The sequence below is a fragment of the Shewanella sp. S23-S33 genome, from assembly GCF_043359565.1.
Lineage (GTDB): Bacteria > Pseudomonadota > Gammaproteobacteria > Enterobacterales > Shewanellaceae > Shewanella > Shewanella oncorhynchi.
The window spans coordinates 20,483-45,540 of the sequence record NZ_JBHFFD010000055.1 but is presented as its reverse complement, the minus strand read 5'-3'; the positions used below and the strand labels follow the sequence as shown (position 1 = coordinate 45,540).

Below are 25,058 nucleotides of genomic sequence, written 5' to 3'. Positions count from 1 at the left end.
CGTGGTCCAGAGATGGACACGGTAATAAACAGAATTTGCTTGGTGACAATAGCCTTGTGGAACCACCTGATCCCATCCCGAACTCAGAAGTGAAACGCAAACGCGCCGATGGTAGTGTGGGGTCTCCCCATGTGAGAGTAGGTCATCGCCAAGCGCCTAATTTAGGTTAACGTGTAGACGTTAAGCTAAAGGAGCGGTAGTTCAGTTGGTTAGAATACCGGCCTGTCACGCCGGGGGTCGCGGGTTCGAGTCCCGTCCGCTCCGCCAACATTAAGAGATAAGCCTCATCGAAAGATGAGGCTTTTTTCGTTATGGCGTCGTGGATAATCCGTGTCCGTGACGCACATGCTTCGGGCTCGAAGTACATGGTTATCCTCATACTCGGCCATCATGTAGACGAAATCCTTATCAGAATATGAAGCTTTCGCTTCAATGTTAAAAATCAAAACCTACTTTTTTGCCGATCTTTATTCCACTTTATCGATATTGTTTCTTTCACGTTCTGAAAACCTCCTGTGCGCGACTTGGCAGTATTGACCTGTGACACTGATCTCAGACAAATTAAACGGTATAATGCCTTATGTCTTTCATGAGTAACGAAAATGAATTGTCGTCTTGGGTGTGGTGCTTGCTGTATTGCGCCTTCAATAAGCAGCAGTATTCCGGGTATGCCAAAGGGTAAGGCGGCGGGTGAGCGTTGTGTGCAATTGAGCGATGCCAATTTATGTTTGATTTTCGGCTCGCCTGATCGTCCTGCGGTTTGTAGTGATTTCGATGCATCTGAAGATGTTTGTGGTCATTCGAACGAAGAGGCGATTTGGTTGATTACCCAACTCGAATCTCAGACCTCTCATTAAGTTTATCGCTGACAGGTGAAATATGCAGTTAACTCGTTATACCGATTTTGGCGTTCGTACCCTGATGTATTTAGCGGTTCAGCCAGATAGAACAACTTTATTTAGGATTGCTGAAATTACGCAGGTATTTGATCTGTCACCAAATCATGTCTCTAAGATAGTGCATCATTTAGGCAAGATGGGTTACCTTGAAACCATCCGCGGTAAGATGGGCGGTTTCCGTTTGGGCAAGCCTGCGAGTGAGATTAACCTAGGCCAGTTAGTTCGAGTGTTAGAAAATTCACTCGCCCCGATTGATTGCAGCAAACCTTACTGCCGATTTACACCAGCATGTAAGCTTAAAGGCGTGTTAGCCCAGGCTGTTGAAGCTTATTTGAATGTGCTGGATCAATATACTTTGCTGGATATTGTGAGTAACCGTGATGAGTTAGTCGCCTTGCTGCCAGACTTTTCTATTTCAGTACTGCAACTGGATTAGTACCACTTTTAAGTGCAATACCGATGGGGAGCAAACTCGATGCTGGCACCAGATCAATCCCCTCGGTTTTAAGTCTGTGTAGGTTAGCCTCTAAGAAGCGCATAGTTTCTGGATAGGGATGGGCAATCACCACCAAGCTACCTTGGGTATGTGCCTGACTTATCATTAAGTTAAATTGTCTCTCGAGTGCATTGGCACTGGTATCATTGTCTAGAAACAGTTGGCGTTTTAGTAAAGGAATGCCTAGCTTATCTGCGTTATCCCCAGCCTTAGTGAATCGTGTTGTCATACTATCGACAAAATACAGCTGCTCTTGTTTGAGTGTTTCCATGACCCAGAGCATGGGATCGTCTAGTTGAGTTAATAGACTCCCCATGTGGTTATTGGCACCTTTGGCAAAGGGAACGCTGTTAATCGCATCAATAATACTGGTGCGAATTTGTGCCTCTGTCATAGTATTGGTTAACCCCCCCAACCCTAACGTCTTACCATTAAGCGCCTGCATGGGAAGATGTAGCATAATTTCGTGGCCTTTTTGGTGTCCTGCGTTAGCGAGTTCTTTGCCAAGTGGGGTATGAGGTAATACAGCGAGTGTTACTGTATTGGGCAGTGCCAGTACGGCTTTATCTGTATGACGATAACCTATGTCATCAATAATGAGTGCAAGCTGGGCTGCATAGCTTTGAGAAATGCTTAGGGCCAATAGGGCCAAGGAATAAAGTAAGCGCACAATTTCTTCTTATTCGTCATGGTGCTGTATCCATGCAATGGCAGAGGTCACTTGATGATCTTGGGCCAGTGATGCATGGGCTGATAGGGCGTCGATTATAGCTAAATTACCAACGCCGGAACCAGTTTCGGCGGCAATTTTTATGTCAGGGATGATCCCTATGTTATGAATATTTTCACCTCTAGGAGTATTGTACTGGGCAATTGTGAGTTTAATCGCGTTACCATCTTCTAAGATGGGGATCAGGCTTTGTACTGTACCTTTGCCAAAACTGGTCTCACCTAAGAGTTTGGCACGACCATTTTCTTGTAATGCGGCGGCGAGAACTTCGGATGCAGAGGCCGAGCCTTTGTTGATTAACACTAGCATAGGCACGTTAGTCAGCATGGTTTGCGGTGAGGCATAGTAGTCAGAGTTGGCGTCGAAGAAGCGGCCAGAGGTCGAGACTATGCGTCCTTTGGCGAGAAATAGATCCGCAATTTTAACCGCTTGGTCGAGTAGGCCGCCGGGATTATTACGTAGATCTAAGATAAGTCCTGTGAGTGGTTTGTTTTGCCATTGGCTGAGCGAGCGCACCATATCTTCGGTAGAGTTTTCTTGGAAGTTGCTTAATCTGACATAGCCAATATTGCCATCAAGCAGTTGAGTGCTGACCGACTCTATAGTGATATTGCTTGGCTTGAGTGACACTTTAAAGGTGGCATCGTCATTACTGTGTTTTAGCTCTAAGTTAATACTTTGATTATTGAGACTATGTCTTTTTATTTCAGTAAGGATATCGGCTAGATTCGTTTCAGTCGCCAGGGTGTCGTTAAGTTTAATAATAATATCGCCCGCACGTATTCCCGCTTGCTCTGCGGGAGAATGGGCAAAGGGGGCTATGATGCTGATGTGGTCTTTTTGGGCCGCGACTTCGAAACCGAAACCAAAATACTCGCCGCGATTCGAATCTTTAAGATCGAGTAATTCTTGATGATTCAAGAAGCTGGAATAGGGGTCGAGATGTTCAAAAATGCCTTTGATGGCGGCCTGCACGAGCTCTTCTTTGGGAACAGTTTTGATATAGTAAGTTTCAACCGTTTCAAGTACATCTTGTAGTAATGGATAGTCAAAGTTGTCGCGGTAAGATTTCGCGTTCTCTTGGCTGGAGAGGCTGATGGATAGGCCTAAAGTGAGACCTAATCCAACGCAACTGATATAGCGGATCATGTATTTCATAACGGTCCCCTGTGATAAGGGGACCGTTTTGATTAGCGACAGTATTTCGCTGGATCGACGGCTTGCCCTTTGTGCCTTATTTCAAAGTATAGGCCAGGCTCGCTCTGTCCACCTGAACGTCCGACTAAAGCAATCGCTTCACCGCTTTTTACCATCTCACCAGGGCTTTTTAGTAGGGTTTGAGCGTGACCGTAAAGACTCATATAACCTTTACCGTGATCTATGACCATAACAAGACCAAAACCGCGTAACCAGTCGGCATAAATGACTTTACCACCTGAAACGGCTCGAATATTTTGCCCTTCTGGTGCAGACAACATAGTGCCTTTCCATACTACTTGACCGGAGCGTTGGCTACCAAAGCTAGCACTCACACGACCTTTTGTCGGCCATTTAAGTTTGCCACTTTGTTTACCAAAGCCTTCCATCGAGGGGTTATCTTTCATGGCCCGCAGCGCTTGTTCAACGACACGCTTTAAGCTGGCCTCTTCAATTTGCAACTGTTCGAGCTCTGCACCCTTAGAATTTAAGGTGCGTTGCAGCTCTTTGATGGTCAGTTGACGCTGATCTTGCTCTTGGCTCAAACGTTTAGCTTGTACTTGTTGTTCGGCCACGAGTTTCGTTAATTGCTTTTGCTTACTCGTTTGCGACACCTTGATCTCATCTAGCTCGGTCAAGGTTTGCTTTAATTCGTTGATCGACTTCATCCGCGCTTTATTGAGGTATTGGTAATAAGCCAACATACGCTCGATAGTGGCGGGACTTTGCTGATTAAGCATCATCTTAGTGTAATCGTGATTACCGGCAAGATAGGCGCTCGACAGCTGTTTCGACAGTGTTTGTTGTTGAGTCACTTTAAGCGTTTCTAACTCATCTTGACGTTGTTTTAGCTCGGCAAGTTTAGTGTCGATTTGCGCTAAGCTATTTTTGGTGCTGTTGACTTTTTTGGCAGCTGACGCAATCGCTTCTTCATCGCTACGCAGCAATGACAGCAGTTTTTCTCTTTGTTTACTGGTGGTTTTTAATGCGCTTTGTTGTTGATTTATTTGCGTTTGGATTGATTTTAACTCGGACTTACGCTTCTCCAAATCAGAAGCGTGTGCCGAGAAAGATAACATCATAAAGCCAGCAATAATGCTGGCTTTAACAAGGAGTCGAGTGCTCACTAGGTAACGGTTACTCTTTTATGTGGATTAAGGGTTTGCCCGTCATCTCAGCTGGAATGGCTTCGCCGATCAAGGTCAAGATGGTAGGTGCAACATCGCTGAGTTTACCACCTTCATCTATGGTCGCATCGCGTCCAACAAAGACGAAAGGCACAAGTTCACTGGTGTGGGCCGTGTGAGCCTGACCTGTGGTTTCGTCGGTCATTTGCTCGGCATTGCCGTGGTCGGCGGTAATAATACATTCTCCGCCCACTTTCGCCAGCGCATCAACCACACGGCCGATACAAGCGTCGACAGCTTCACAAGCTTTAACGGCGGCATCGAAATTACCCGTGTGGCCAACCATGTCACCATTGGGGTAGTTACAGATGATCACGTTGTACTTGGTTGATTCAATTGCTGCAACTAACTTGTCAGTCAGCTCAGCTGAACTCATCTCAGGCTGTAGATCGTAAGTTGCCACTTTAGGCGAGTTGATTAGGATGCGATCTTCTCCCTCGAATGGCTCTTCTTTACCGCCGTTAAAGAAGAAAGTCACATGGGCGTATTTCTCAGTTTCAGAGATACGCAGCTGAGTACGACCTTGTTTCTGCAGCACTTCACCTAAAGTATTCACTAAGTTTTCAGATGGATAAGCGATAGGTGCTGTGATGTCGCCAGCATACTCAGTCAAAGTGACGAAGTGCATTTTCGGCATAACAGCGCGTTCGAAACCATCGAAGTCTGGGTGAATAAAGCTACGGGTGATTTGACGGGCGCGGTCAGCACGGAAGTTCATAAAAATCAGGGCATCGCCGTCTTTTAAGGTCGCAACTTGACCGTTGGCATCTGTGATCGCCGATGAAGAAACGAATTCGTCGTTTTCGTTACGTTCGTAAGCCGCTTCCAATGCTGTAACGGCATTGTCGTATTGGAATTTTGACTTGCCTTGGGTGATTAAATCGTAGGCTTGCGACACGCGATCCCAACGATTATCCCTGTCCATAGCAAAGTAACGACCAATAATCGATGCGATACGGCCATGGCCTAATGTAGTAAACAGATCATCAAAATGGCTCAAGCTACCCTTAGCGCTGCGCGGTGGCGTATCGCGTCCGTCGAGGAAAGCGTGCAGATAAACCTGAGTTGCACCGCGCGCAACGGCCATACGACACATAGCTTCGATATGCTCTTCATGGCTGTGGACGCCACCGGGGGAAAGCAAGCCCATAATGTGCACAGCTCCGCCAGCTTTGATGGCTGAGTCTACCGCATCACATAGTGCAGGATTTTTTTCAAACTCATGATCTGCAATGGCTTTACTGATACGAGTGAGTTCTTGATAAACCACACGGCCAGAGCCTAAGTTAATATGGCCAACTTCAGAATTTCCCATCTGGCCATCAGGTAAGCCAACATCTAAGCCAGAACCTGAAATCAAACTATGGGGATATTTAGCGTTGAGACGGTCGAGTACCGGAGTCTTGGCGTGGAAAATCGCATTATTATGCGTGTTTTCACGGTAGCCCCAGCCATCGAGGATCAACAACGCGAGCGGACGTTTAGCTGTCGTCATAGTGATACCTTTAAGTTTTATAGAAGCGATAGAAATCTGAAATTGGTCAAATATTACTACGTTAGCGGGGTATGAAAAAGCGCTTTACCCCGATTAAGGTCATCGAATCACTAATTCGCCCGATTCTGTGAGTGGCTTGTGACAAGTACAGAGTCAATTGCACTAAAAGTGCGATCTCGAACTGTGACTAAACTGCTGCATTCTGCCAAGGCAATCGGTATACTCTGTGCCCTTATCGAATTTTCGCCATTTATGCGGGCAATCATCATGCAAGAATATATCGAATTTTTTAAAGCTCACTCAATGCTCAGTCTGGCTTGGGTGGGATTATTTGTTGTGCTTGTCGCGAGTATCATCAAATCGAGCATGTCAAAAATCAAAAGTATTTCTCATCAAGAATTAACGATTATGGTGAATAGACAGGATGCTAAAGTGGTTGATGTGCGCTCGAATGACGAGTTCCGCAAGGGCCATATTGTTGATGCACTTAACGTTACGCTCGCCGATATTAAAAATAATCAGATATCAGCCCTTGAAAAGTATAAAGCCAGTCCCATTATATTGGTATGCAATGCTGGCATGACCTCGTCTCAAGCCGCTCAGCTTTTGAGTAAGCAAGGTTTTGAAAACCTGTACAACTTGAAAGGTGGTATGGGTGAATGGCAGGCAGCAAATATGCCTGTTTCAAAAAGCAAAAGATAAGTTGTCGGCGGCAGTTATGATTTAAGCTGCACTCAATCCACTGGATAGTGCAGTAATAAAGTCATCATTGTTTGGCATACTGATCCTACGGTCGCTAAGGGCTTAATGTAAGTTTTTAGACTGGTTCGATCGATACCCGAATATGGGTACAAGTTGGGATGATACCGAGATCTGATATAGGCCTTGAGTAACATAAGCCCCGAGCCAATTTACGTTTAAATAGTAATTGGCTTTCAAATAATAATTGGCTTTCAACGAAAAGCCGATACAACATTGATAGGATAGGTAGGAAATTATGGCTGAAGTAGCAAACAACGAACAACAAGCCCCACAATTCAACATCCAACGTGTTTACACTAAAGATGTGTCTTTCGAAACGCCTAACAGCCCAGCGGTATTCCAAAAAGAATGGAACCCAGAAGTTAAGTTAGATTTAGACACGCGCAGCGCTAAATTAGCTGATGATGTGTATGAAGTTGTCCTGTCTTTAACTGTGACTGCACAAAACGGTGGCGATACCGCTTTCCTATGTGAAGTACAACAAGCCGGTATCTTCTCTATCACTGGTCTGACTGAGCCACAACTGGCCCATTCATTAGGTGCATACTGCCCTAACATCCTATTCCCATATGCTCGCGAAACCGTGGGCAGCTTAGTTGGTCGTGGTACTTTCCCACAACTGAACTTAGCACCTGTTAACTTCGATGCGCTGTTTGCCCAATACGTGCAACAACGTCAAGCTGCTGCGACTGCACCAGCTGCCGAAGAAGCTAACGCTTAATTACATGAAAAACTCTGCCGATATCACGGTATTAGGGGCGGGCTCTTATGGCTCCGCCCTTGCCATTTCTTTAGCCAGCAACGGTCATAAGACCTTGTTATGGGGACACGATCCTGTCCACATGCAAACGCTCGCTCAAGACAAGTGCAACCAAGCTTTTTTGCCTGGTATTGCGTTTCCTGATTGTTTACAGATCGAAGCCGATTTAGCCAAAGCCTTAGCCGCCAGCAACAATGTGTTAGTGGTAGTGCCAAGCCATGTGTTTGGTACTGTGCTTGAGCAAGCTAAACCGTTACTCCGTAGCGATGCGCGCATCGTATGGGCAACGAAAGGGCTCGAACCTGAAACCGGACGTTTGCTGCAAGATGTGGCCCGTGATGTGTTAGGTGAGCAATATCCGCTGGCGGTGTTATCTGGGCCGACCTTCGCGAAAGAACTCGCCATGGGTTTACCTACGGCCATTTCGGTTGCGGGCACTTGTCCTACGTTCACTAACGATCTCGTCGAGCTGTTACACAGCCCTAAACGTTTGCGGGTTTACGCCAACGACGACTTTACCGGACTGCAACTTGGCGGCGCGGTAAAGAACGTGATCGCGATTGGCGCGGGCATGTCCGACGGTATCGGCTTTGGTGCCAATGCCAGAACAGCCTTGATTACCCGTGGTTTAGTCGAATTGACGCGTTTAGGCGAAGCCTTAGGTGCCAATGCAGCCACCTTTATGGGAATGGCGGGGTTAGGCGACTTAGTGTTGACCTGTACCGACAACCAATCCCGTAACCGTCGTTTCGGTTTAGCCTTAGGTAAAGGCTGTGATGTGATGACAGCACAGGCTGAAATTGGCCAAGTGGTTGAAGGTTATCGCAATACCAAAGAAGTGTTTACGCTTGCGAAACGCCTCGGGGTTGAAATGCCGATCACTGAGCAGATTTACCAAGTCTTGTATCAAGGCAAAGCGCCGGTCGATGCTGCTAAAGAGCTGCTCAGCAGAGAAAAGAAATCAGAAACGCCTACGCAATAAACCGCGAGCCGTGATGATGCTGTAATGCCGAATAAAAGAAAGGGTGCTAAAATAGCGCCCTTTTTTGTGTCTAACGTTTGAGCCTATCTTTGCTCCGTTTAGCTGTTGCATGACTTGCTGGCTAAAGGTTAGCGAGTCAGCAAACTGCCCGTTAGCAGCCAATATCAATCAATTATCTGTGTGGAGTAAGAGCGTGAAACATCATGATGTCATTATTATCGGAGCCGGCGCCGCGGGATTAATGTGTGCAGCGACCGCAGGTTACCGAGGCCGTGATGTACTCGTACTCGACAATGCCAAGCAAGCCGGGCGTAAAATCCTCATCAGCGGCGGCGGGCGTTGTAACTTCACCAACCTTAAGGTCGAGCCCGCTAACTTCCTCTGTGGCAATCCCCACTTTGTTAAGTCGGCACTCGCGCGTTATCCGTCGCAGCAGTTTATTGAATTGGTCGAGCGTCACGGGATTGAATACCACGAACGCGATCACGGCCAACTGTTTTGCAATGACTCGGCTAAAGAGATAGTCACTATGCTATTGACTGAGTGTGAATGGGCGGGCGTGACGATTAAGCTGCGCACCGATATTCTGGCCGTTAAAAAGACCGAGGCAGGGCGCTTTGAGCTCAACACCTCTAACGGCGAACTGAGCTGCGACTCACTGGTTATCGCCACGGGTGGCTTATCCATGCCTAAACTCGGCGCCACGCCTTACGGTTATCAACTGGCCGAGCAGTTTGGCCTCAAAGTATTGCCAACTCACGCGGGTCTGGTGCCGTTTACCTGGCATAGTGAAGATAAAATTCGTTTCGAGCCCTTGTCGGGAATCGCAGTGCCGAGCCGCATTACCGCCAAAGATGGCACTGCATTTAGCGAAGCGCTGCTATTCACTCACCGTGGCTTATCGGGTCCCGCAATTTTGCAGATTTCCAACTATTGGAAAGCGGGCGAAACCATAGAAATCGATCTCTTGCCGAATATGGATTTGGCGCAATTGCTTGAGCAGCAGCTCACTGCGCATCCAAAACAAAGCCTGCGCAATACACTTAGCCAATGGTTACCTAAACGGCTAGTGGAAGTACTATTCGATGAAGCCCTGTTGAATAAAGCCTTAAATCAGCTAGTTCACGCTGAGCGCGCAACACTTGTGGATGATCTCCACCGCTGGACAGTATTGATGAATGGCACCGAAGGCTACCGCACCGCCGAAGTGACCTTAGGTGGTATTGATAGTAATGAGTTGTCATCTAAAACCATGGAAGCCAGCAAAGTCGCAGGACTCTACTTTATCGGTGAAGTCATGGACGTAAGTGGTTGGTTAGGCGGGTTTAATTTTCAATGGGCCTGGGCATCCGGCGTCGCCGCAGGGCAAGCTGTATAGTTTAAGTAGGGAATTAGAACGAAGACAAAGTAGATTTACTTAGTTGTAATTCCGCCTATTGATGTTAGAGATATAAACCTACTTATACTAAAAGTCGATTCCTAACGTAAAATTAGTCCGCCGTGGTATACCCCTGCTTTGGTGAATTAGGCTTATGAGGAAACGCCATTTTTAGCAACCCTTCTGAAATCATAGGCTTCAAGTAATTTTGTCGTAAGCTCTGAGGCTTACGATCTAATATCATTTCCAAAACAGAAACAGAGATGTAATGTTCTTGGCAGAGGCCAGAAATCAGTGACTTCATCGTAACTGTATCTAATCGACGCTGTTCTCTTGCAGGAGCAGCTAAAGCGTTAAGTTCTTGTCGAAATGATTCGCTTAGCACATCAAGGCTATCGACAAATGGTTTGTCAATTAAAGAACTGATAAACCTGCCTTTATCATCTCTAGTTTCGTTCGAATCAATAGCATTACTGTTGTTATGCGTTAAGTTACCAATGCTATGCGTTAAGCTTCTGGCGTTATGCGTTAAGTTATTTATAGGAGTTAACGCATTAGAGAAAACTTCCTCTGGGGATGGCAACTCCATTCCTGGTAAGCTGTATGACTTATCTCTTTTCTTTCCACTTGCGACAAGAAAGCCCTTATCGACTAGTCTAGGTAAAGCCAGCGTAACATCACGAGAATGCTTGCTGGTTAGCTGACAAGCTCGTTCGTGGTTTACCCAGCCTTCAATTGCTGCGGTTACAACAATCATCTGCTCAAGTTCGTTGAGTGAATAAAAGGTGGTGTTGCCAAACTTAACCGCTAACAACTGAGTTACTTCTTCTGGAATAAGGCTTGCGGTCGATAACTCTAAGAGAGTTTGCTCTGACGGTTCATATTTTTCGTACAACTTCGGGGTTCGCCACTTTGCCCATTCCCATCCACTATATATTTTGGGAATTCCTGAACCAGCACGCTCTCCCGCACCAATCATCAGAAACATTTGATGCATCCTGCGGTTTCTACAATCGCTTTCACCACCTTTTACTGCTATTTCTGGGGGGACACGCATCAACCCTGGGTTGCGAAAACCAAATAAATCAGGTCGCTTTACGATAAGGATGGAGCTTCGTCCTGTGTAATCTGCATGAACAAGCGTATTCACTAATGCTTCACGAATAGCTTCGTGGGCTTTTGAATCATCCAAGCGAATACCATTTTGAAGTTCAAATGGTACTTTTAAGTCCGTGACCAATTTCCGGTATGTACGACGATAGAAATCAAACACGTTTCCAGACCAAGATCCATCGGGGTACAGGCGGTCCACCCAACGCTCAACACTGGCTTCATCTCGTTCGCGATAGTCAACAAAATAATTCGGAACAGCGTCTTGAATGGCATCCCAAGTACCAAACATCAATACTCCAGCTAACGTTATACCTTCAACGTTCGTCTGACGATCTTTTCTCCATCCACCTAGCTTTTTAAACAGTTCAAAAAGGTCTAATTCCAGCCAAGGATGTTGCGGTTTAGCAACTGAAAATAAGTTCTTGTATGCTTTGAGGCTGTCCATGTCGATATCAGAGAAGTCAAAACCAGTGAGAATTTTATCATCTCGGCTATCTTCTACCTGCTCTGCCATCATCCGCTTAACCTGTTCTTCACTACAGCGGTGATCACCTTCGTGTAGACGAGTGTAAGTCTCCTTCATAGGCTGATTTTTCAGATAAATAGGCTTTTGGTCACGACGAGCTGTTGGAATTTCTATAACTAGTAGTGATTTTCCTTCAATGTTCACCGTTTGAACACTATCATTTGTCAGTAAGTTTATGTTTACTTTGGCATTGTTCCCTGCGATATCAAACAATTGTTTGTGAACAATCTCTATATCTTCAATCCCAGCTAATGTCAGTTGTCCTTTTTTCTCACGCACACCGAGAACAACATAGCCACCACGAGAATTGGCCATTGCGCTGTAAGTTGGCCAAAAATCATCAGGTAATTTACCTTTACCATCTTGTCCTTGAGCCAATTTAAATTCCAACTCCGCTGACTCTGATAAGGCTTGAAGGTCGACTAAATCCTGTATTTGAAACATATCTATCGCTTACCACCCGACTTTTTAGTTAATAAACATACTTATTAGCTTCAGTTATTGATCAACTCAAAGTTCTTGCTTAATTAGCAACAGTCTTCATTCAAACCTTAGCTTTTCTTATTCTACTAATGGGTTTAACTGCTACAAATAAAAACAAAGCCACTGATAGTATGGAATATAACCTACAGTATCTTTCGTGCTATCACCAAGCGTATTTCTGCTAAGGTCTAAAAGTCGAACTTTGATAGAGCGAAGGTGAGTTTTTTATTCATTGGCAATGAGTTAGCTGGAGTTTGGTCAATGGAATATTATGCAACATCCACTATAGCGGATAAAGGTTGAAGTGGGTAATCAATGGATAGCTTATGCCATCAGATATTTAGATATATGGCGGGAGTGCTTTCGTCGTTTTTCAAGGTGATCACAATGGGTGGCTTAGAAAGAATGACTCAGTTGGGGGAATTCTGAGATAGAGTGCCACTGATATGGTTTTCGATGGCATGAAGCCATCGAATAGCCTATCGGAATAGTTCTTTTAAAAGAAACGGACGGGTGTTATAGCGGTGAACAGACTCGAAGGGCGGCACTGACTTGCAGTGCCTGCCGTCCAACTAATTAATTTACCCTATCGCCAGTTTGGTTTCTGCGTAGCGCAGTTTCTTGGTCCTTGGGCTGGCGAGGAAGTAGGCGAGTACGAGTGGGCCGAGGCGACCCATGAACATTATAAAAATGATGATGGCTTGGCCTAGAGTCGTTAAGTTGCCTGTTAAACCTCGGGATAAACCGACTGTGCCCAGTGCCGATACGGCCTCAAAGACGATATCAATTAACGGTGCGTTTTCACTTAATACCAGTGCGAAGATGGCTAGCCAAGTGACGCCAATGGAGATCATGGTTAGCGCCAAGGCTTTGCTGACAGTGTCTTTGGGGATTTCCCGTTTAAACACATAGATGGCTTCGTCGCGGCGTAAATAACCATAAGTGGCCAAAATCAGCACCATAAAGGTGACGACTTTAATGCCGCTGGCGGTACTTAATGAGCCGCCGCCGATAAACATCAATACCAGCATGAGTAGCGTTGTACCATCTTCGAGTTGGTCAATTGCTAGTGTATTAAAGCCTGCGGTGCGCGGTGTAACGGCTTGAAACCATGAGGCTAACCATTTACCGAGTTCGCTTAAGGGCGCCAAGGTATTGGGGTTGTTGTACTCAATAAAGTAAATCGCAATCACTGCGACGGCGTTGATAATCATAGTGCCTGTGATCATCATGCGGCTGTAAACGCTGAGTTTTGACCAACGTTTGTTCCTACGAAGATCTATCCACACCGAGAATCCAAGGCCACCTATGATGAGCAGGCCCGTGATGGTGAGATTAATGACAGGATCGGCAACATAGGGCATTAGGCTGTCGGCACTGAGGGCAAAACCTGCGTTGTTAAAGGCGCTGATGGTGTAGAAAAAACCGTGGAATAAGCTGGTTTGCCAACCAAGTTCCTGACTCCAGTACACTGAAAGAATGGCCATGCCTACGGCTTCAACCAGCAGAGAAAACACTAACACTGATTTTGCCGTTGACACTAGAGTCGATGTATCTGTTTGATTAAAAGCCTCTTTTGCGACTGTTTGGTGTAAAAAACCAATTCTACCGCCAATGGCGATCAAGGTGACAATGGCGAAGGTCATCAGCCCAAGTCCACCGCATTGGATTAACAGCGCTATGACGATTTGCCCAAAGGGCGTAAAAACAGTGCCAGTATCTACAACGACAAGTCCTGTCACTGTTACCGCCGAGGTGGCCGTGAACAGACTTTGTAGCCACGTAATAGACGATTCGGTTGCTATCGGCAGTTTGAGTAAGCAAGTGCCTAAGATGATCAACAATGCAAAGCTCACGCTTAGGATAAAGGGCGGTGCGCCTAACAACTTTTTACTCGATTTGGGTTTATGCTCAATCGCCATGATGGAGGGATGCCATTGAACCAAATTACACCAACCTTGGCGCTAGGTATTTGAGCTCAGTACGGCTACCGCAGAGCAGTAAGGCGTCATTCGTTTGCAGGATAAATTGACTATCAATTTTGCTGAAAACCGTCAGATCCCGCTTAACCATAATGGCAGCGACTTTGCCTTTAGGATTGCGTATCACATTGCTTTTTGCATCATCTTTAACATCATCCTGTGCAGCGCCGAGGAGTTGGCTGACAGTAGTTTGATCAAGGTGAGGCTTGATATGGATTTCGACCACATAGAGACCATCACCAATCGGCAGGAAATTGTTCACCATAGGATAGTTGAGTGACTGGGCGACACGTATGCCCATTTCTTCCTCTGGATGTATGATGCGGGCGACGCCGAGTTTAGAGACGATAGTGTGATGGGCTTTAGTGCTGGCCTTGACCCAAATGACTTCTACACCTAGATTTTTCAGTGCCAAGGTGCACAGCAAACTTGATTGCATATCTTCGCCAATTGCGACCAGTACGGCTTCACTGTTTGCGAGATCTAGCTCACGTAGTGCGGCTTCGTCGGAACAATCACAAATAACCGCTTCGGTTAGGTCTTCTACGTATTTTTCCACCATTTTAGGGTCACTATCCACGCCAGTGACCGTGTGGCCTAAGTGGATCAATTCTAGGCTAGCGGCGACACCAAATCGCCCTAAGCCAATAACGGTAAAATGTGCCATTAAAATATCCTTTGCTAATTTATAACAGATGCTTATCTATTGTTTGTTAAGCGATAACCTAGGCCCGCTTCTGTCTTAATGAGCTGCTGCTCGCTGCTGTCATTGAGTTTTTTACGTAACTGACTGACTAAGATCCGCAGATAATGACTGTCTTCTTGATGGGTTTTACCCCAAATATCCCGCAGTAATTCAGTTTGTTTAACGAGCTGACCAGGGTGAGACATTAAGGTCTCCATCAGGGCAAACTCCTTTTTGGTTAAGGCTATTTCTTGCTGATCGAGCCAAAGCTGGTGGGTACTTTTTTGCAACTTAAGTGCGCCAAACTGCAGTAAATCACTTAATGGCGGTTCATCGACTAAATCGCGGACTAAAACCTTGATGCGAGCGATTAACTCCCTGATCCCAAATGGCTTGCTGAGATAGTCATTGGCGCCAGCTTCCAAAAGACGAATTTTTTCTTCCTCTTGATCGCGGGCGGTTAAGATAAGCACAGGCACTTTGTCACTCTGACGTAGGGTTTGCAGCAAGCTGATGCCATCACCATCGGGTAGGCCAAGATCGAGCACTAACACGTGTGGCTGCTGCGCATGATATTGCGCTAGGGCTGACGCAATCGAGGCGGCGCCATGATATTCGAATCCTTCCGCTTCTAACGATATCCGCATAAAAGTGTGGATTTGCGCTTCGTCATCGACGACCAGCACCTTATAAGCCATTTATTCCTCTCCCTTTTTTATCGGCAATGCGATACGAATAAGGCTGCCATGAGCGACAGGTTCGGCGCTGATCTGGCCACCATGGGCGGTAATTATGCCCTTAGCAACAGCAAGCCCAAGGCCCGAGCCGCTATCGGTTGAGGGATGCTGGCGATAAAAGAGTTCAAAAATTGCCTGCGCCTGAGCGGGTTCTATGCCAAGACCCTCATCTTGGATATCTAACAGTAACGCATCGCCCTGCTGATACGCTTTTACTATGACTTGCTTATCAGAAGGCGAATAGCGCAGCGCATTATCCAATACATTAAAAATAGCTTGCTCAATCAATGAACTGCAGATCATCAGTGACGGTAGATCGGCGTCACTCTTGATGATAATACGCGGCTGCGTGGCTGGAAAACGGGCAATAGCTTGGTGCAATACATTCATTATGGCGTCTTCACTCAAGCTAAACTTGAGTGCGCCGTGTTGTAACTTAGTGGCTTGCAGCAGGTTTTCGATATATTGGTGCAGGCGATGGCTTTCGGCGGCCGCGCTATCAATCAGCTCATCCTTTTGGTCAGGGCTGAGCTTAGGCATGTATTCCTTTAAGGTGGTGAGCGTGCCAATGATAGTGGCGAGTGGGGTGCGTAAATCGTGGGAAACCGACAGCAAAATACTGTTGCGTAACTGAGCTTGTTCGAGAGCATCTTGCTGACGTCGATAGTGTTCGGCTAATTTGCTGGTGGTGAGGGCGACAAGCAGAAACACACTGAGATTGAGAATGTCCTCAAGATTAAACATCTGGAGTGAATAACGTGGTGTGGTAAATAGAAAATTAAAGCTGGTCGCCTCAAATACTGCCGCAAAATAGGCCAAGTTGGCGTTGCATTGTAGGGCTACGGCCACTACGGCCAATTGTAAAATCAGTAGTACGGCGATAGTCGAGTTTGAAAAGTGATCGATAAAGGCGCTGCTGAAAATGGCCGTCACTAGCACTATGAAGGTAAATAAAGTCGGGTGCGAACGCCAGTATTGTGTCATGGGAGCCGCTATGGATGAAGTCATGAATAGAAAGACGCATATAAAGAAAGTGCCTGTACTTTAGCAAAGGCATTTTAAGATAGCGCGTAAAAATGTCGTAAAATTTGTAACCTTGTGAGTGGCTTAGCTTGCACTTAGCTTAGGCAAATCGAGCTTGTTCACATCACACTTTGGGTGAATGATAAGGCTTACCGCATACACTTATGTTGTAAGCCTTAACCCTGGCGCAGGCCATTACGTATGATGCCAAAGCGCCTATCCACCACTAACCCTGAGTCATTGACTTGCCCGTCATTGAGCTAAGCATCACCACGGTATTGGTGGGGGCACTAAGCGTTTGCCACTATAGCCAGTAACGGCGGTGAAGCGGGGATCTTCGGCTTCCCAATCTGCCTGTGCTTTGACTATTTCATCTTTGCTATGGCCGACAAAGTTCCACCAAATGCTGACAGGATCAGCCAGTGGCGCGCCGCCAATCAGCAGTATGCGACAACCCGCTTCGAGTTTTATGGTGATGGTTTCACGTAGCATGCCAAGGTAGGCGAGGTGGTTATTATCAAAACTGTCATCCTCGATTTGGAAGCGGCCTTCCAGTGGCATGAGGGCATATTCGAAACTAGGGTCGAGATTCAGAGTGAGTTCAGCGTCATGGGCGGCAAACAGATCTATGGCAACGATAGGTGAGAAGTGTAATGTGGGCGCCTGTTTATGATGCCAACTGCCAATCAGTAGGGTGAATTCGACGCCTGACTCGTGCCAAGTCGGCAGCTCTGGGTAGTGATCGAATCTCGGCGCTGTATCTTTGTGTTCCAGTGGTAAGGCAATCCATAGTTGGGCTGCGTGCATCGTGTGATGGCCCGCTATCGACTCTTCGGTGTGGGCTATGCCGTGTCCGGCTGTCATCAGGTTAACTTGTTTTGGGCGGATCACTTGAGCACTGCCGAGGCTGTCCCTGTGCATGATTTCGCCTTCGAGCATCCAAGTAAAGGTTTGCAGTCCAATGTGTGGATGTTGGCCGACGTTTAACTGCGGGCCATCGGTGATTGGGCCAATGTGGTCGAGAAAGCACCAAGGGCCGATAAGACGGCGCTCTTTTTGTGGAATAGCCCGTGCGACAGGTATGCCGCCGACATCACTGATTTTGGGGGCAATCCGTTGAGCTTGAATGCGGCCATTTTCAATAGGACATTCCTTAGGGCCACCATAAAACTGTGCTTGTAGTTCACTCATGTTCGCTCCTTATTCCATTACTAGGGCATGCTCAGTTCAGTTTGGCTCGGTTCAGTGCTGCTAAGTGTGAACCTAGAATCTCGCATGGGGGTGATCTCATATTGCATTCGAGCCGAAGGTTTTAGCTTCGGGTATTCCAGTCGATTTTGCAAATTGTGGCAGTGACCTGATAGAGGGCAACTGCACTTTTTAGTGGTTAACTTAACGTGTTTTAGGATCTTCAAATTGCCCTTCGATACACTTTGATAGCCTAATTCAAGTACGAATGTGTGACTGAGCCCGCGTGAATGGGACTTTTATCTGTCCTTTACTTTAGCAAGCCTGTATTTATGTGGGCATTAGCGTTTGATGTTTTACTCGAGCCTAAATACGAGTGTTTGACAAGTTTGGGGCTCGGTGATTTTTATCATCCATGTCTTACGTTGGATCTGCAAAATCGAGTCTATCTTTTATGGGAGCTTGTGTTGGCGGCAAAGCCTGTCTTCACCCTAATCCATTCAGCGTACAGGCTTAACACTCATAAATATATCATTGGTAAATATAACGTTGGGCTGTGATTCAGCGTGATAGATCAAGGAGAAAGCGTGCTCGAAAATCAAATGATGTTACTGGCGGTATTTGAACGGGCGGCCTTGATGCTGATGACCTTGTTCTTTTTAACTCGCACTCGACCGTTTCAGCGTTTATTCCAAAAGCGTAATCATACCCCCGCAGAGTTGGTTTCTGTGGCGGCGATATTTTGCTTATTTGCAGTGTTTAGTACTTATACCGGTATTGAGGTTGAAGGCGCGTTGGTTAACGTGCGTATTATTGCAATTATTTCTGGCGGGATTCTATTTGGCCCTTGGGTTGGTATTCCTGCGGGCGTGCTGTCGGGGCTGCATAGATATCTTATTGATATGGATGGCGATACCTCTATTCCGTGTTTAATCGCAAGCATTATTGCCGGCCTTATGGCGACGTGGATTTATTACAAATGTCCCAAATCTAAGTTGTGGATTTATGGCATTGCGGCGGGCATGTTGTGCGAAACGCTGACTATGTTGTTGATTTGGTTATTGACAGAGCCACACGAGGTGGGCGTTGAGATAGTGAGTCATATTGCCTATCCCATGATTGCGGGCACTGTATGTATCGGACTGATTATCAAGCTAGTGCAGGACCTCGACGATGAGAAAGAGTTGATTGCCGCTAAGCAGGCCAAGCTCGCGCTGGATATTGCCAATAAAACCTTACCCTTTTTCCGCAAGATTGACCGCCATGCCTTGGAGCAAGTGTGCGCTGTAATTCGTAATGAAATCCATGCTGATGCCGTGGCCATTACCGATACTCGCGATGTATTGGCCTATATGGGCGTTGGCAAAGATTACTACGAGGTCGATGGTCATCAAGCGATTAGCGAAATGACTCAAAGGGCGATAGAGCAAGATCAAAACATTATTAACAACGACTTACGCCAATATCATTTATCGGATTTTCATTCGGTCATCATAATCCCGCTGCGCGAAAACGGCACTGTGAGTGGCACGCTGAAGATTTACTATCGCAATACCTATCGTATCACTAGCTCGTTGCGGGAGATGGCTGTGGGTTTGTCGCAGCTGATTTCGACCCAGATCGAAGTGTCGCGTATCGAGCAACTGCAAGAGATGACCCGCAAGGCGGAGTTTACGGCGTTGCAGAGCAAGATTAATCCACATTTTTTATTTAATGCCCTCAATGCGATTTCTTCTTTGATCCGTATTCGGCCACAGCAGGCGCGACAGTTGATTGCTAATCTGGCAGATTATCTGCGCTATAACTTGGCTAAAGGCGATGAGCTGATTGATATCCAAGAAGAAGTGAAACAAGTCCGTGATTATGTGGCGATTGAGCAGGCGCGTTTTGGCGACAAGCTTGAAGTGATCTTCGATGTCGACGATGTGCATTTTTGTGTACCTTGCCTCTTGTTACAGCCGCTGGTGGAAAACGCGATTTTGCACGGCATTCAACCGCGTAGTGCACCGGGCAGAGTGACCATAGAAGTGAAAAAACTCGATGCAGGCATTCGCGTCGCCGTACGCGATACTGGTTATGGGATCCGCCAAGAGGTGATTGATGGCGTAGCTGCTGGCCGTGTAGAAAGTAGCAGTATTGGGCTGATGAATGTGCACCAGAGAGTGAAGTTATTGTACGGCGAAGGTTTGCAGCTTAAACGGCTCGAGCCGGGGACTGAAGTCAGTTTTTACTTACCGGAAAATGAGGCGCAAGTATGTTAAAAGCCATCATAGTTGAAGATGAATATCTCGCCCGTGAGGAGCTAGAGTATTTAGTGAAGAGTCACAGTGAGATAGACATAGTGGCTAGCTTCGAGGATGGCTTAGAGGCCTTTAAATATTTGCAGGATCACGAGGTCGATGTGGTGTTTTTGGATATCCAAATACCGTCCATTGATGGCCTTTTGTTGGCGAAGAATCTGCATAAATCGACCCATCCTCCCCATGTGGTGTTTGTGACTGCCTATAAAGAATTTGCAGTAGAAGCGTTTGAGCTCGAAGCCTTCGATTATATTCTCAAGCCCTACAATGAACCGCGGATCATCAGCTTATTGCAGAAGATTGAACAGGTGGGGCGGCAAGCACCAAAGCCGCAACATGAGGCCGCGAGCAACACTAGTCGAACCGTGAATTTAGTCAAAGGTGAGCGGATTATCGTCACGCCCTGCGAGCAAATTTATTATGCCGAGGCCGATGAAAAACTCACTTATGTGTACACCCGCACCGACCGTTATGTGATGCAGATGACCATCAGTGAGTTTGTCAGCCGCTTGCCCGCCGAGGGCTTTTTCCGCTGTCACCGTTCCTATTGCGTCAATATCAACAAGATCCGCGAAATCGTGCCTTGGTTCAATAGTACTTACCTGATTAGGTTGCATGATTTGTCGTTCGAGGTGCCCGTTAGCCGTAGTAATATTAAGGCTTTTCGACAGCTGATGAGGCTGTAATTGTCATTCATTCCTGCAGATCTGTATTTCATGCCTTAATTGATCGGCGCGAATCGCATCTCTCTTATAGTGGACTCAATTCCTGATCCCCTAAAGCGAGATGCATCATGACTAAAGAGATGAACCGTACTCGGTACCTGACCTTAGTTGGTACTATTATCACCCAGTTTGCACTCGGCTCAGTTTACACTTGGAGCCTGTTCAATGCGCAGTTGGCCGTTAAGCTCGACGAACCCGTCAGCCAAGTGGCATTTGTGTTTGGTTTGCTGAGTTTGTCTTTGGCCGTGGCATCTTCCATGGCGGGCAAATTACAGGAACGCTTTGGCGTACGTAATGTCACCTTAGGCGCAGGCCTGTTACTCGGCGTTGGCTTCTTACTCACTGCCCAAGCCAGTAACTTGATGATGCTCTACCTGTGCGCAGGGATTTTAGTGGGCTTTGCCGATGGCACTGGCTACTTGATGACCTTGTCTAATTGCGTGAAGTGGTTCCCCGAGCGCAAAGGGCTGATTTCGGCGTTAGCGATTGGCGCTTATGGTCTAGGTAGCCTCGGATTTAAGTACATTAACGTGCTGTTACTCGAAAACACTGGCCTTGAAACCACCTTCCAACTGTGGGGCCTGATCGCCATGGCGCTGGTGTTATGTGGCGGTATGTTGATGAAAGATGCGCCTGCACAATCAGTTGCAAGTCAGCAGGCCGAAAGCCGCGACTTCACCCTCGCAGAAGCCATGCGTAAGCCGCAATACTGGATGCTGGCGCTGATGTTCCTGTCTGCCTGTATGAGTGGTTTGTATGTGATTGGTGTGGCTAAAGATATCGGTGAGAAGATGGTCGACTTGCCTGTACTGGTCGCCGCCAATGCTGTTGCTGTGATTGCTATGGCGAACCTCAGTGGTCGTTTAGTGCTGGGTATTCTGTCGGACAAAATCCCCCGCATTCGGGTTATTTCACTGGCGCAGATCATCACTTTAGTCGGTATGGTGTTACTGTTGTTCATTCCTTTGAATGCTAACCTGTTCTTCGTTGCGGTTGCCTGCGTTGCCTTTAGTTTTGGCGGTACTATCACTGTTTATCCATCATTGGTGAGCGACTTCTTCGGCCTGAATAACCTGACTAAAAACTATGGCGTTATCTACTTAGGTTTCGGTATCGGCAGTATTATCGGTTCGATTGTCGCCTCGTTATTTGGTGGGTTTATTGCAACATTTAACGTGATTTTAGTGCTACTGGTGGTGGCGTTAGTCATGTCATTAACCATTCGTATGCCAGAGCCCAAAACTCCTGCGTCAGCTAAGAAAGCGACTAAGAGTACGCCTCGCTTAGTGAATATGACGGCCGAATCTGCATAGGCGTAAGCTAAGCTTTTCCTCTTTAGCTAAAAGCTAACATAAAAAATCCGCAGCCAAATGGCTGCGGATTTTTTACTTTTTATCCCGTATTTTATGGACGAGGTTGTTACTCACGTTTAGGCTCGCTGACTTATCTATGTGATTACACTTTTGATGTTAGCTCAGTGCAGCCTCTTTTTTATCACACCAACAACAGGTAACTTGATAGCCATAAAGCGTTATTTAGGATGTGTTGATGTTAACGGACCCTCTTTTTTGGTTGGTGGCGATACCCGCAGTATTGATTACTGGGATTTCTAAATCAGGTTTTGCGGGTGGCGTGGGCGGCTTAACTGTCCCGCTATTGGCGCTGGCCATTAGCCCTGCTACAGCTGCGGCAGTCATGTTGCCACTGCTGATTTATATGGATTTTTTAAGTGTTCGTTCCTGGTGGGGGCAACATAATCCGCGTCATTTATGGATCCTATTGCCTGCGGCGGTTGTGGGGATTTTTATCGCTTATCTGTTGTTTGATAGATTAAACGAAGATTACTTACGGGTGATTCTAGGCTGTGTGTCCTTAGGTTTTGGTTTGTATGGTTTGATCCTTGGGGATAAAACTCAAGCATCACCTTCACCTCTGGTTGGGCGCTTGTGTGGCTTAACCGCCGGATTTACGAGCTTTGTTGCCCATGCGGGCGGGCCGCCACTCAATGCTTATTTGTTGCCGTTGCGCTTGGCCAAGGCAGAGTTTTTAGCCACTGCCGTGGTGTTTTTTGCGGTGGTGAATCTGGTTAAACTTGTTCCTTACAGTTTGCTTGGGCAGATTAACCAAGAGAATATTATCGTTTCTCTGTTATTGGTGCCGCTGGCATGGTTAGGGGTAAAGTTAGGTTTGTTCATTCAAGATAAAATTGACGATAGGTTATTTAAACGCATCATCTTGATTTTAATGGTGCTGGTGGGTGTGCGTTTATTGTGGACGGCGTTATAGTTTTAAGCTTTAGGTTATATTAGTCTGCTAGAGTGCGCGGGTGTTGGGGCGTTTTGATCCCCAGCCGCCCTGAATTTACCTGATAAAAACTCAAAATTACGTTACTGTGAAATCTGCCTGCAATGAGTTTGAAGCTATGAAACGATTACTGATAGTTATCTTAGCCTTAGGCCTTGGCGCTTGTGCTAGCGCGCCAGAACCTAAGCCTGTGGTAAAGCAAGTTGAACCCGCCACGGTTTGGAATGATAGCAATATCTCCGAACTGCATTCTGAATGGCGCGGAGTACCTTATCGCCTTGGTGGTGGCACTAAGCGTGGCATAGATTGCTCGGCCTTTGTGTCTGTCGCCTATCAGAAGATGTTGGGTATGACCTTACCGCGCACGGTTGAAGAGCAACAAGCCTTAGGTAAACCCGTGCCGAGAAATCAACTGCGCAAGGGTGACTTGGTATTTTTCAAGACGGGCTGGAGCACACACCATGTCGGCATTTATGTAGGAGGCGATAATTTTCTCCACGTTTCCACTAGCCAAGGGGTGAAGATTTCGAGCCTGCATAACAGTTATTGGGCGTCTAAGTATTGGAATGCACGGCGGATTTAACATATCTTCTTTATGCACTTGGGCTTATGAGTTAGCGGAGACAATATGTCCTTAGAGCCTGCGTTATCCCAGAGTGACCCTTTACCTACTTCTGTTTTCCTCGCCATTTTCTCCGCCGTATTCTTGCCCATGTTTTTGGCCGCGGTTGATCAAACCTTACTCGCGACGGCGACGCCAGCCATAGTTGAAGATCTTGGCGGTCTGCGCCAAGCCTCGTGGATCACTATCGGCTATATGCTGGCGATGGCTGCTTCTGTGCCGATTTATGGCTGGTTAGGAGATAACTTCGGTCGCGCGAAAATCCTGATGATCGCCTTAGTGATTTTTGCACTGGGCTCTATCGTTTCGGCGAGTGCAGGCACTATGGACCACATGATCGCCGGACGTATCTTGCAGGGCATGGGCGGTGGCGGTTTGATGAGTTTGTCCCAATCCTTAATTGGTGAGTTAGTGCCCATTCGGCAGCGGGCGCGTTTCCAAGGCTATTTTGCCGCTATGTTTACCCTCGCGAGTGTCGGCGGCCCTGTGATTGGCGGGATTGTGGTGCATGCCTATTCGTGGCATTGGCTGTTTTGGGCGAATATTCCACTGGCTATGCTGGCCGTATGGCGGCTCAATGGCTTACATAAGCGCAGCGTTAAACCCGTTCGCCAAGGCAAGTTTGATTTAGTGGGCGTGGTCTTGTTTCCGGCTATTATCACCGCGCTGTTGTATTGGTTATCTATGGCGGGGCAAGAGTTTGCTTGGCTTTCTGCGACCAGCTTAGGTTTTGCCGTCTTTGTGGTAGTTGGCATTTTAGGCTTGTTATTGTGGGAACGGCGATTGGCGAGTCCGTTTCTGCCGTTAGATTTACTGGCGAAGAAGGCCGTGTATATGCCACTGCTAACGGCGGCGCTGTTTGCGGCCTGTTTGTTTGCGATGATCTTCTTCCTGCCGATTTATCTGCAGGTGGGCTTACATACTAATCCCGCTAAAACTGGTTTACTGCTCTTGCCTATGACCTTCGGTATCGTCACTGGCTCGACGATAGCAGGCCGACTGTTAAGCAAAGATGTGGCGCCTAAGTGGTTACCGACCTTTGGCATGAGCTTAGCTTTTATCGGCTTGTTATTGATTAGTTTTGTTCCGCCCAATGCCAATGTGATCGGCGGCTTAGGTGTATTGGTCGGAATAGGGCTAGGGACTGTGATGCCGAGTGTGCAGCTCGTGGTGCAGAGCGTGTCGGGCAAGGCGCGACTCAGCCAGATCACGGCTATGGTGTCGCTATGTCGTTCTATGGGCGCCGCTATCGGCACTGCGTTATTTAGTGTGCTGCTTTATAGTCTGCTGCCACTCAAGGGTTCAGAGCTTGGCATCGCCACCATTAAAACTCTGCCGACAGAGGTGGTGCATCACGCCTTCCAATATGGATTTATGGCCGCTGCGGGTGTGGCATTGTGCGCCGCGATAGTCGGTTTTTTATCCCCTGCGACGGCATTAAAAGATCATGATAGCGAAACTGCGCAGTAAGCCTAGATTTGCAG

Annotated in this window: 22 protein-coding genes, 1 tRNA gene and 1 rRNA gene; 14 read left to right on the top strand and 10 right to left on the bottom strand. The window is 46.9% G+C overall.

The window, feature by feature from the left end:
- Positions 1 to 38 precede the first annotated feature (38 nt).
- The 4 genes from rrf (at position 39) to ACHA99_RS15105 (ending at position 1,335) form a co-directional block, all read left to right on the top strand.
- Positions 39 to 154, top strand: a 5S ribosomal RNA gene (rrf, locus tag ACHA99_RS15120).
- Positions 155 to 190: 36 nt separating this feature from the next.
- Positions 191 to 267: transfer RNA gene (locus ACHA99_RS15115), tRNA-Asp, on the top strand.
- Between the two features lie 335 nt (positions 268 to 602).
- The gene (locus ACHA99_RS15110; protein WP_131525655.1) at positions 603 to 857 is read left to right on the top strand and encodes a YkgJ family cysteine cluster protein; all 255 of its coding nucleotides are present in this window, start codon (positions 603 to 605) and stop codon (positions 855 to 857) included.
- A gap of 22 nt (positions 858 to 879) precedes the next feature.
- The gene (locus ACHA99_RS15105; protein WP_105250838.1) at positions 880 to 1,335 is read left to right on the top strand and encodes an Rrf2 family transcriptional regulator; all 456 of its coding nucleotides are present in this window, start codon (positions 880 to 882) and stop codon (positions 1,333 to 1,335) included.
- Here ACHA99_RS15105 and ACHA99_RS15100 read toward each other — a convergent pair.
- The 4 genes from ACHA99_RS15100 to gpmM are packed head-to-tail and all read right to left on the bottom strand — an operon-like array spanning position 1,310 to position 6,004.
- Positions 1,310 to 2,065, bottom strand: coding sequence for a divergent polysaccharide deacetylase family protein (locus ACHA99_RS15100; RefSeq protein WP_393943575.1), 756 nt, complete (start codon positions 2,063 to 2,065; stop codon positions 1,310 to 1,312). The genes ACHA99_RS15105 and ACHA99_RS15100 overlap by 26 nt on opposite strands.
- A 9-nt stretch (positions 2,066 to 2,074) precedes the next feature.
- A complete protein-coding gene (locus ACHA99_RS15095) occupies positions 2,075 to 3,283 on the bottom strand; it encodes a S41 family peptidase (RefSeq protein ID WP_105250840.1) in 1,209 nt (402 codons plus the stop codon).
- 32 nt (positions 3,284 to 3,315) lie between these two features.
- Positions 3,316 to 4,449 (bottom strand): murein hydrolase activator EnvC, encoded by a 1,134-nt coding sequence (locus ACHA99_RS15090; RefSeq protein ID WP_113941204.1) that lies wholly within the window; start codon positions 4,447 to 4,449, stop codon positions 3,316 to 3,318.
- A 10-nt stretch (positions 4,450 to 4,459) separates the two neighbouring features.
- Complete coding sequence (gpmM, locus tag ACHA99_RS15085) at positions 4,460 to 6,004, bottom strand: 2,3-bisphosphoglycerate-independent phosphoglycerate mutase (RefSeq protein WP_393943573.1); 1,545 nt, start codon at positions 6,002 to 6,004, stop codon at positions 4,460 to 4,462.
- A 267-nt stretch (positions 6,005 to 6,271) separates the two neighbouring features.
- Between gpmM and ACHA99_RS15080 the strand changes: the two genes are divergently transcribed.
- The 4 genes from ACHA99_RS15080 to ACHA99_RS15065 all read left to right on the top strand — a co-directional run bounded on the left by ACHA99_RS15080 (position 6,272) and on the right by ACHA99_RS15065 (position 9,886).
- Positions 6,272 to 6,706: a rhodanese-like domain-containing protein gene (locus ACHA99_RS15080; protein WP_105253030.1), complete on the top strand. Its 435-nt coding sequence runs from the start codon at positions 6,272 to 6,274 to the stop codon at positions 6,704 to 6,706.
- Positions 6,707 to 7,001: 295 nt separating this feature from the next.
- Positions 7,002 to 7,487 carry a protein-export chaperone SecB gene (secB, locus tag ACHA99_RS15075; RefSeq protein ID WP_006083777.1) on the top strand — a complete coding sequence of 162 codons (486 nt, stop codon included), beginning with the start codon at positions 7,002 to 7,004 and terminating at the stop codon, positions 7,485 to 7,487.
- Between the two features lie 4 nt (positions 7,488 to 7,491).
- Positions 7,492 to 8,508 (top strand): NAD(P)H-dependent glycerol-3-phosphate dehydrogenase, encoded by a 1,017-nt coding sequence (gene gpsA, locus ACHA99_RS15070; protein ID WP_105250843.1) that lies wholly within the window; start codon positions 7,492 to 7,494, stop codon positions 8,506 to 8,508.
- 193 nt (positions 8,509 to 8,701) lie between these two features.
- The gene (locus tag ACHA99_RS15065; protein ID WP_393943570.1) at positions 8,702 to 9,886 is read left to right on the top strand and encodes an NAD(P)/FAD-dependent oxidoreductase; all 1,185 of its coding nucleotides are present in this window, start codon (positions 8,702 to 8,704) and stop codon (positions 9,884 to 9,886) included.
- Positions 9,887 to 9,998: 112 nt separating this feature from the next.
- On the opposite strand, the gene ACHA99_RS15060 is transcribed toward ACHA99_RS15065, so the two are convergent.
- From ACHA99_RS15060 to ACHA99_RS15035, 6 genes are all read right to left on the bottom strand, one after another.
- Entirely contained in the window at positions 9,999 to 11,969 is a 1,971-nt protein-coding gene (locus ACHA99_RS15060; RefSeq protein WP_393943568.1) for an RNA-binding domain-containing protein, read from the bottom strand.
- Between the two features lie 620 nt (positions 11,970 to 12,589).
- The gene (locus ACHA99_RS15055) at positions 12,590 to 13,954 is read right to left on the bottom strand and encodes a TrkH family potassium uptake protein (protein ID WP_131524530.1); all 1,365 of its coding nucleotides are present in this window, start codon (positions 13,952 to 13,954) and stop codon (positions 12,590 to 12,592) included.
- Position 13,955: 1 nt separating this feature from the next.
- The gene (locus tag ACHA99_RS15050; protein ID WP_105250904.1) at positions 13,956 to 14,657 is read right to left on the bottom strand and encodes a TrkA family potassium uptake protein; all 702 of its coding nucleotides are present in this window, start codon (positions 14,655 to 14,657) and stop codon (positions 13,956 to 13,958) included.
- Positions 14,658 to 14,689: 32 nt separating this feature from the next.
- Positions 14,690 to 15,373 (bottom strand): response regulator transcription factor, encoded by a 684-nt coding sequence (locus ACHA99_RS15045; RefSeq protein WP_131524531.1) that lies wholly within the window; start codon positions 15,371 to 15,373, stop codon positions 14,690 to 14,692.
- The gene (locus tag ACHA99_RS15040; RefSeq protein ID WP_113941211.1) at positions 15,374 to 16,420 is read right to left on the bottom strand and encodes an ATP-binding protein; all 1,047 of its coding nucleotides are present in this window, start codon (positions 16,418 to 16,420) and stop codon (positions 15,374 to 15,376) included.
- A gap of 282 nt (positions 16,421 to 16,702) precedes the next feature.
- Positions 16,703 to 17,626 carry a pirin family protein gene (locus ACHA99_RS15035; RefSeq protein WP_393943564.1) on the bottom strand — a complete coding sequence of 308 codons (924 nt, stop codon included), beginning with the start codon at positions 17,624 to 17,626 and terminating at the stop codon, positions 16,703 to 16,705.
- Between the two features lie 584 nt (positions 17,627 to 18,210).
- Between ACHA99_RS15035 and ACHA99_RS15030 the strand changes: the two genes are divergently transcribed.
- From ACHA99_RS15030 to ACHA99_RS15005, 6 genes are all read left to right on the top strand, one after another.
- The gene (locus ACHA99_RS15030; protein ID WP_393943562.1) at positions 18,211 to 19,884 is read left to right on the top strand and encodes a LytS/YhcK type 5TM receptor domain-containing protein; all 1,674 of its coding nucleotides are present in this window, start codon (positions 18,211 to 18,213) and stop codon (positions 19,882 to 19,884) included.
- A complete protein-coding gene (locus ACHA99_RS15025; RefSeq protein WP_105250908.1) occupies positions 19,878 to 20,609 on the top strand; it encodes a LytTR family DNA-binding domain-containing protein in 732 nt (243 codons plus the stop codon). Before ACHA99_RS15030 ends, ACHA99_RS15025 begins: the two co-directional genes overlap by 7 nt.
- Before the next feature lie 107 nt (positions 20,610 to 20,716).
- On the top strand, positions 20,717 to 21,961 hold the full coding sequence (locus ACHA99_RS15020) for an MFS transporter (protein WP_393943560.1): 1,245 nt from the start codon (positions 20,717 to 20,719) through the stop codon (positions 21,959 to 21,961).
- A gap of 235 nt (positions 21,962 to 22,196) precedes the next feature.
- The gene (locus tag ACHA99_RS15015) at positions 22,197 to 22,934 is read left to right on the top strand and encodes a sulfite exporter TauE/SafE family protein (RefSeq protein ID WP_263238484.1); all 738 of its coding nucleotides are present in this window, start codon (positions 22,197 to 22,199) and stop codon (positions 22,932 to 22,934) included.
- A gap of 136 nt (positions 22,935 to 23,070) precedes the next feature.
- On the top strand, positions 23,071 to 23,535 hold the full coding sequence (locus tag ACHA99_RS15010) for an NlpC/P60 family protein (RefSeq protein ID WP_105250911.1): 465 nt from the start codon (positions 23,071 to 23,073) through the stop codon (positions 23,533 to 23,535).
- 45 nt (positions 23,536 to 23,580) lie between these two features.
- On the top strand, positions 23,581 to 25,044 hold the full coding sequence (locus ACHA99_RS15005; RefSeq protein WP_263147234.1) for an MFS transporter: 1,464 nt from the start codon (positions 23,581 to 23,583) through the stop codon (positions 25,042 to 25,044).
- Positions 25,045 to 25,058 lie beyond the last annotated feature (14 nt).

What these genes read in the sequence shown, in the direction of transcription:
- ACHA99_RS15110 (WP_131525655.1), top strand. Translation starts at nt 603, where the DNA reads ATGAATTGTCGTCTTGGGTGTGGTGCTTGCTGTATTGCGCCTTCAATA.
- ACHA99_RS15105 (WP_105250838.1), top strand. Translation starts at nt 880, where the DNA reads ATGCAGTTAACTCGTTATACCGATTTTGGCGTTCGTACCCTGATGTAT.
- ACHA99_RS15095 (WP_105250840.1), bottom strand. Translation starts at nt 3,283, where the DNA reads ATGAAATACATGATCCGCTATATCAGTTGCGTTGGATTAGGTCTCACT.
- gpmM (WP_393943573.1), bottom strand. Translation starts at nt 6,004, where the DNA reads ATGACGACAGCTAAACGTCCGCTCGCGTTGTTGATCCTCGATGGCTGG.
- ACHA99_RS15080 (WP_105253030.1), top strand. Translation starts at nt 6,272, where the DNA reads ATGCAAGAATATATCGAATTTTTTAAAGCTCACTCAATGCTCAGTCTG.
- secB (WP_006083777.1), top strand. Translation starts at nt 7,002, where the DNA reads ATGGCTGAAGTAGCAAACAACGAACAACAAGCCCCACAATTCAACATC.
- gpsA (WP_105250843.1), top strand. Translation starts at nt 7,492, where the DNA reads ATGAAAAACTCTGCCGATATCACGGTATTAGGGGCGGGCTCTTATGGC.
- ACHA99_RS15060 (WP_393943568.1), bottom strand. Translation starts at nt 11,969, where the DNA reads ATGTTTCAAATACAGGATTTAGTCGACCTTCAAGCCTTATCAGAGTCA.
- ACHA99_RS15050 (WP_105250904.1), bottom strand. Translation starts at nt 14,657, where the DNA reads ATGGCACATTTTACCGTTATTGGCTTAGGGCGATTTGGTGTCGCCGCT.
- ACHA99_RS15045 (WP_131524531.1), bottom strand. Translation starts at nt 15,373, where the DNA reads ATGGCTTATAAGGTGCTGGTCGTCGATGACGAAGCGCAAATCCACACT.
- ACHA99_RS15040 (WP_113941211.1), bottom strand. Translation starts at nt 16,420, where the DNA reads ATGACTTCATCCATAGCGGCTCCCATGACACAATACTGGCGTTCGCAC.
- ACHA99_RS15035 (WP_393943564.1), bottom strand. Translation starts at nt 17,626, where the DNA reads ATGAGTGAACTACAAGCACAGTTTTATGGTGGCCCTAAGGAATGTCCT.
- ACHA99_RS15025 (WP_105250908.1), top strand. Translation starts at nt 19,878, where the DNA reads ATGTTAAAAGCCATCATAGTTGAAGATGAATATCTCGCCCGTGAGGAG.
- ACHA99_RS15020 (WP_393943560.1), top strand. Translation starts at nt 20,717, where the DNA reads ATGACTAAAGAGATGAACCGTACTCGGTACCTGACCTTAGTTGGTACT.
- ACHA99_RS15015 (WP_263238484.1), top strand. Translation starts at nt 22,197, where the DNA reads ATGTTAACGGACCCTCTTTTTTGGTTGGTGGCGATACCCGCAGTATTG.
- ACHA99_RS15010 (WP_105250911.1), top strand. Translation starts at nt 23,071, where the DNA reads ATGAAACGATTACTGATAGTTATCTTAGCCTTAGGCCTTGGCGCTTGT.
- ACHA99_RS15005 (WP_263147234.1), top strand. Translation starts at nt 23,581, where the DNA reads ATGTCCTTAGAGCCTGCGTTATCCCAGAGTGACCCTTTACCTACTTCT.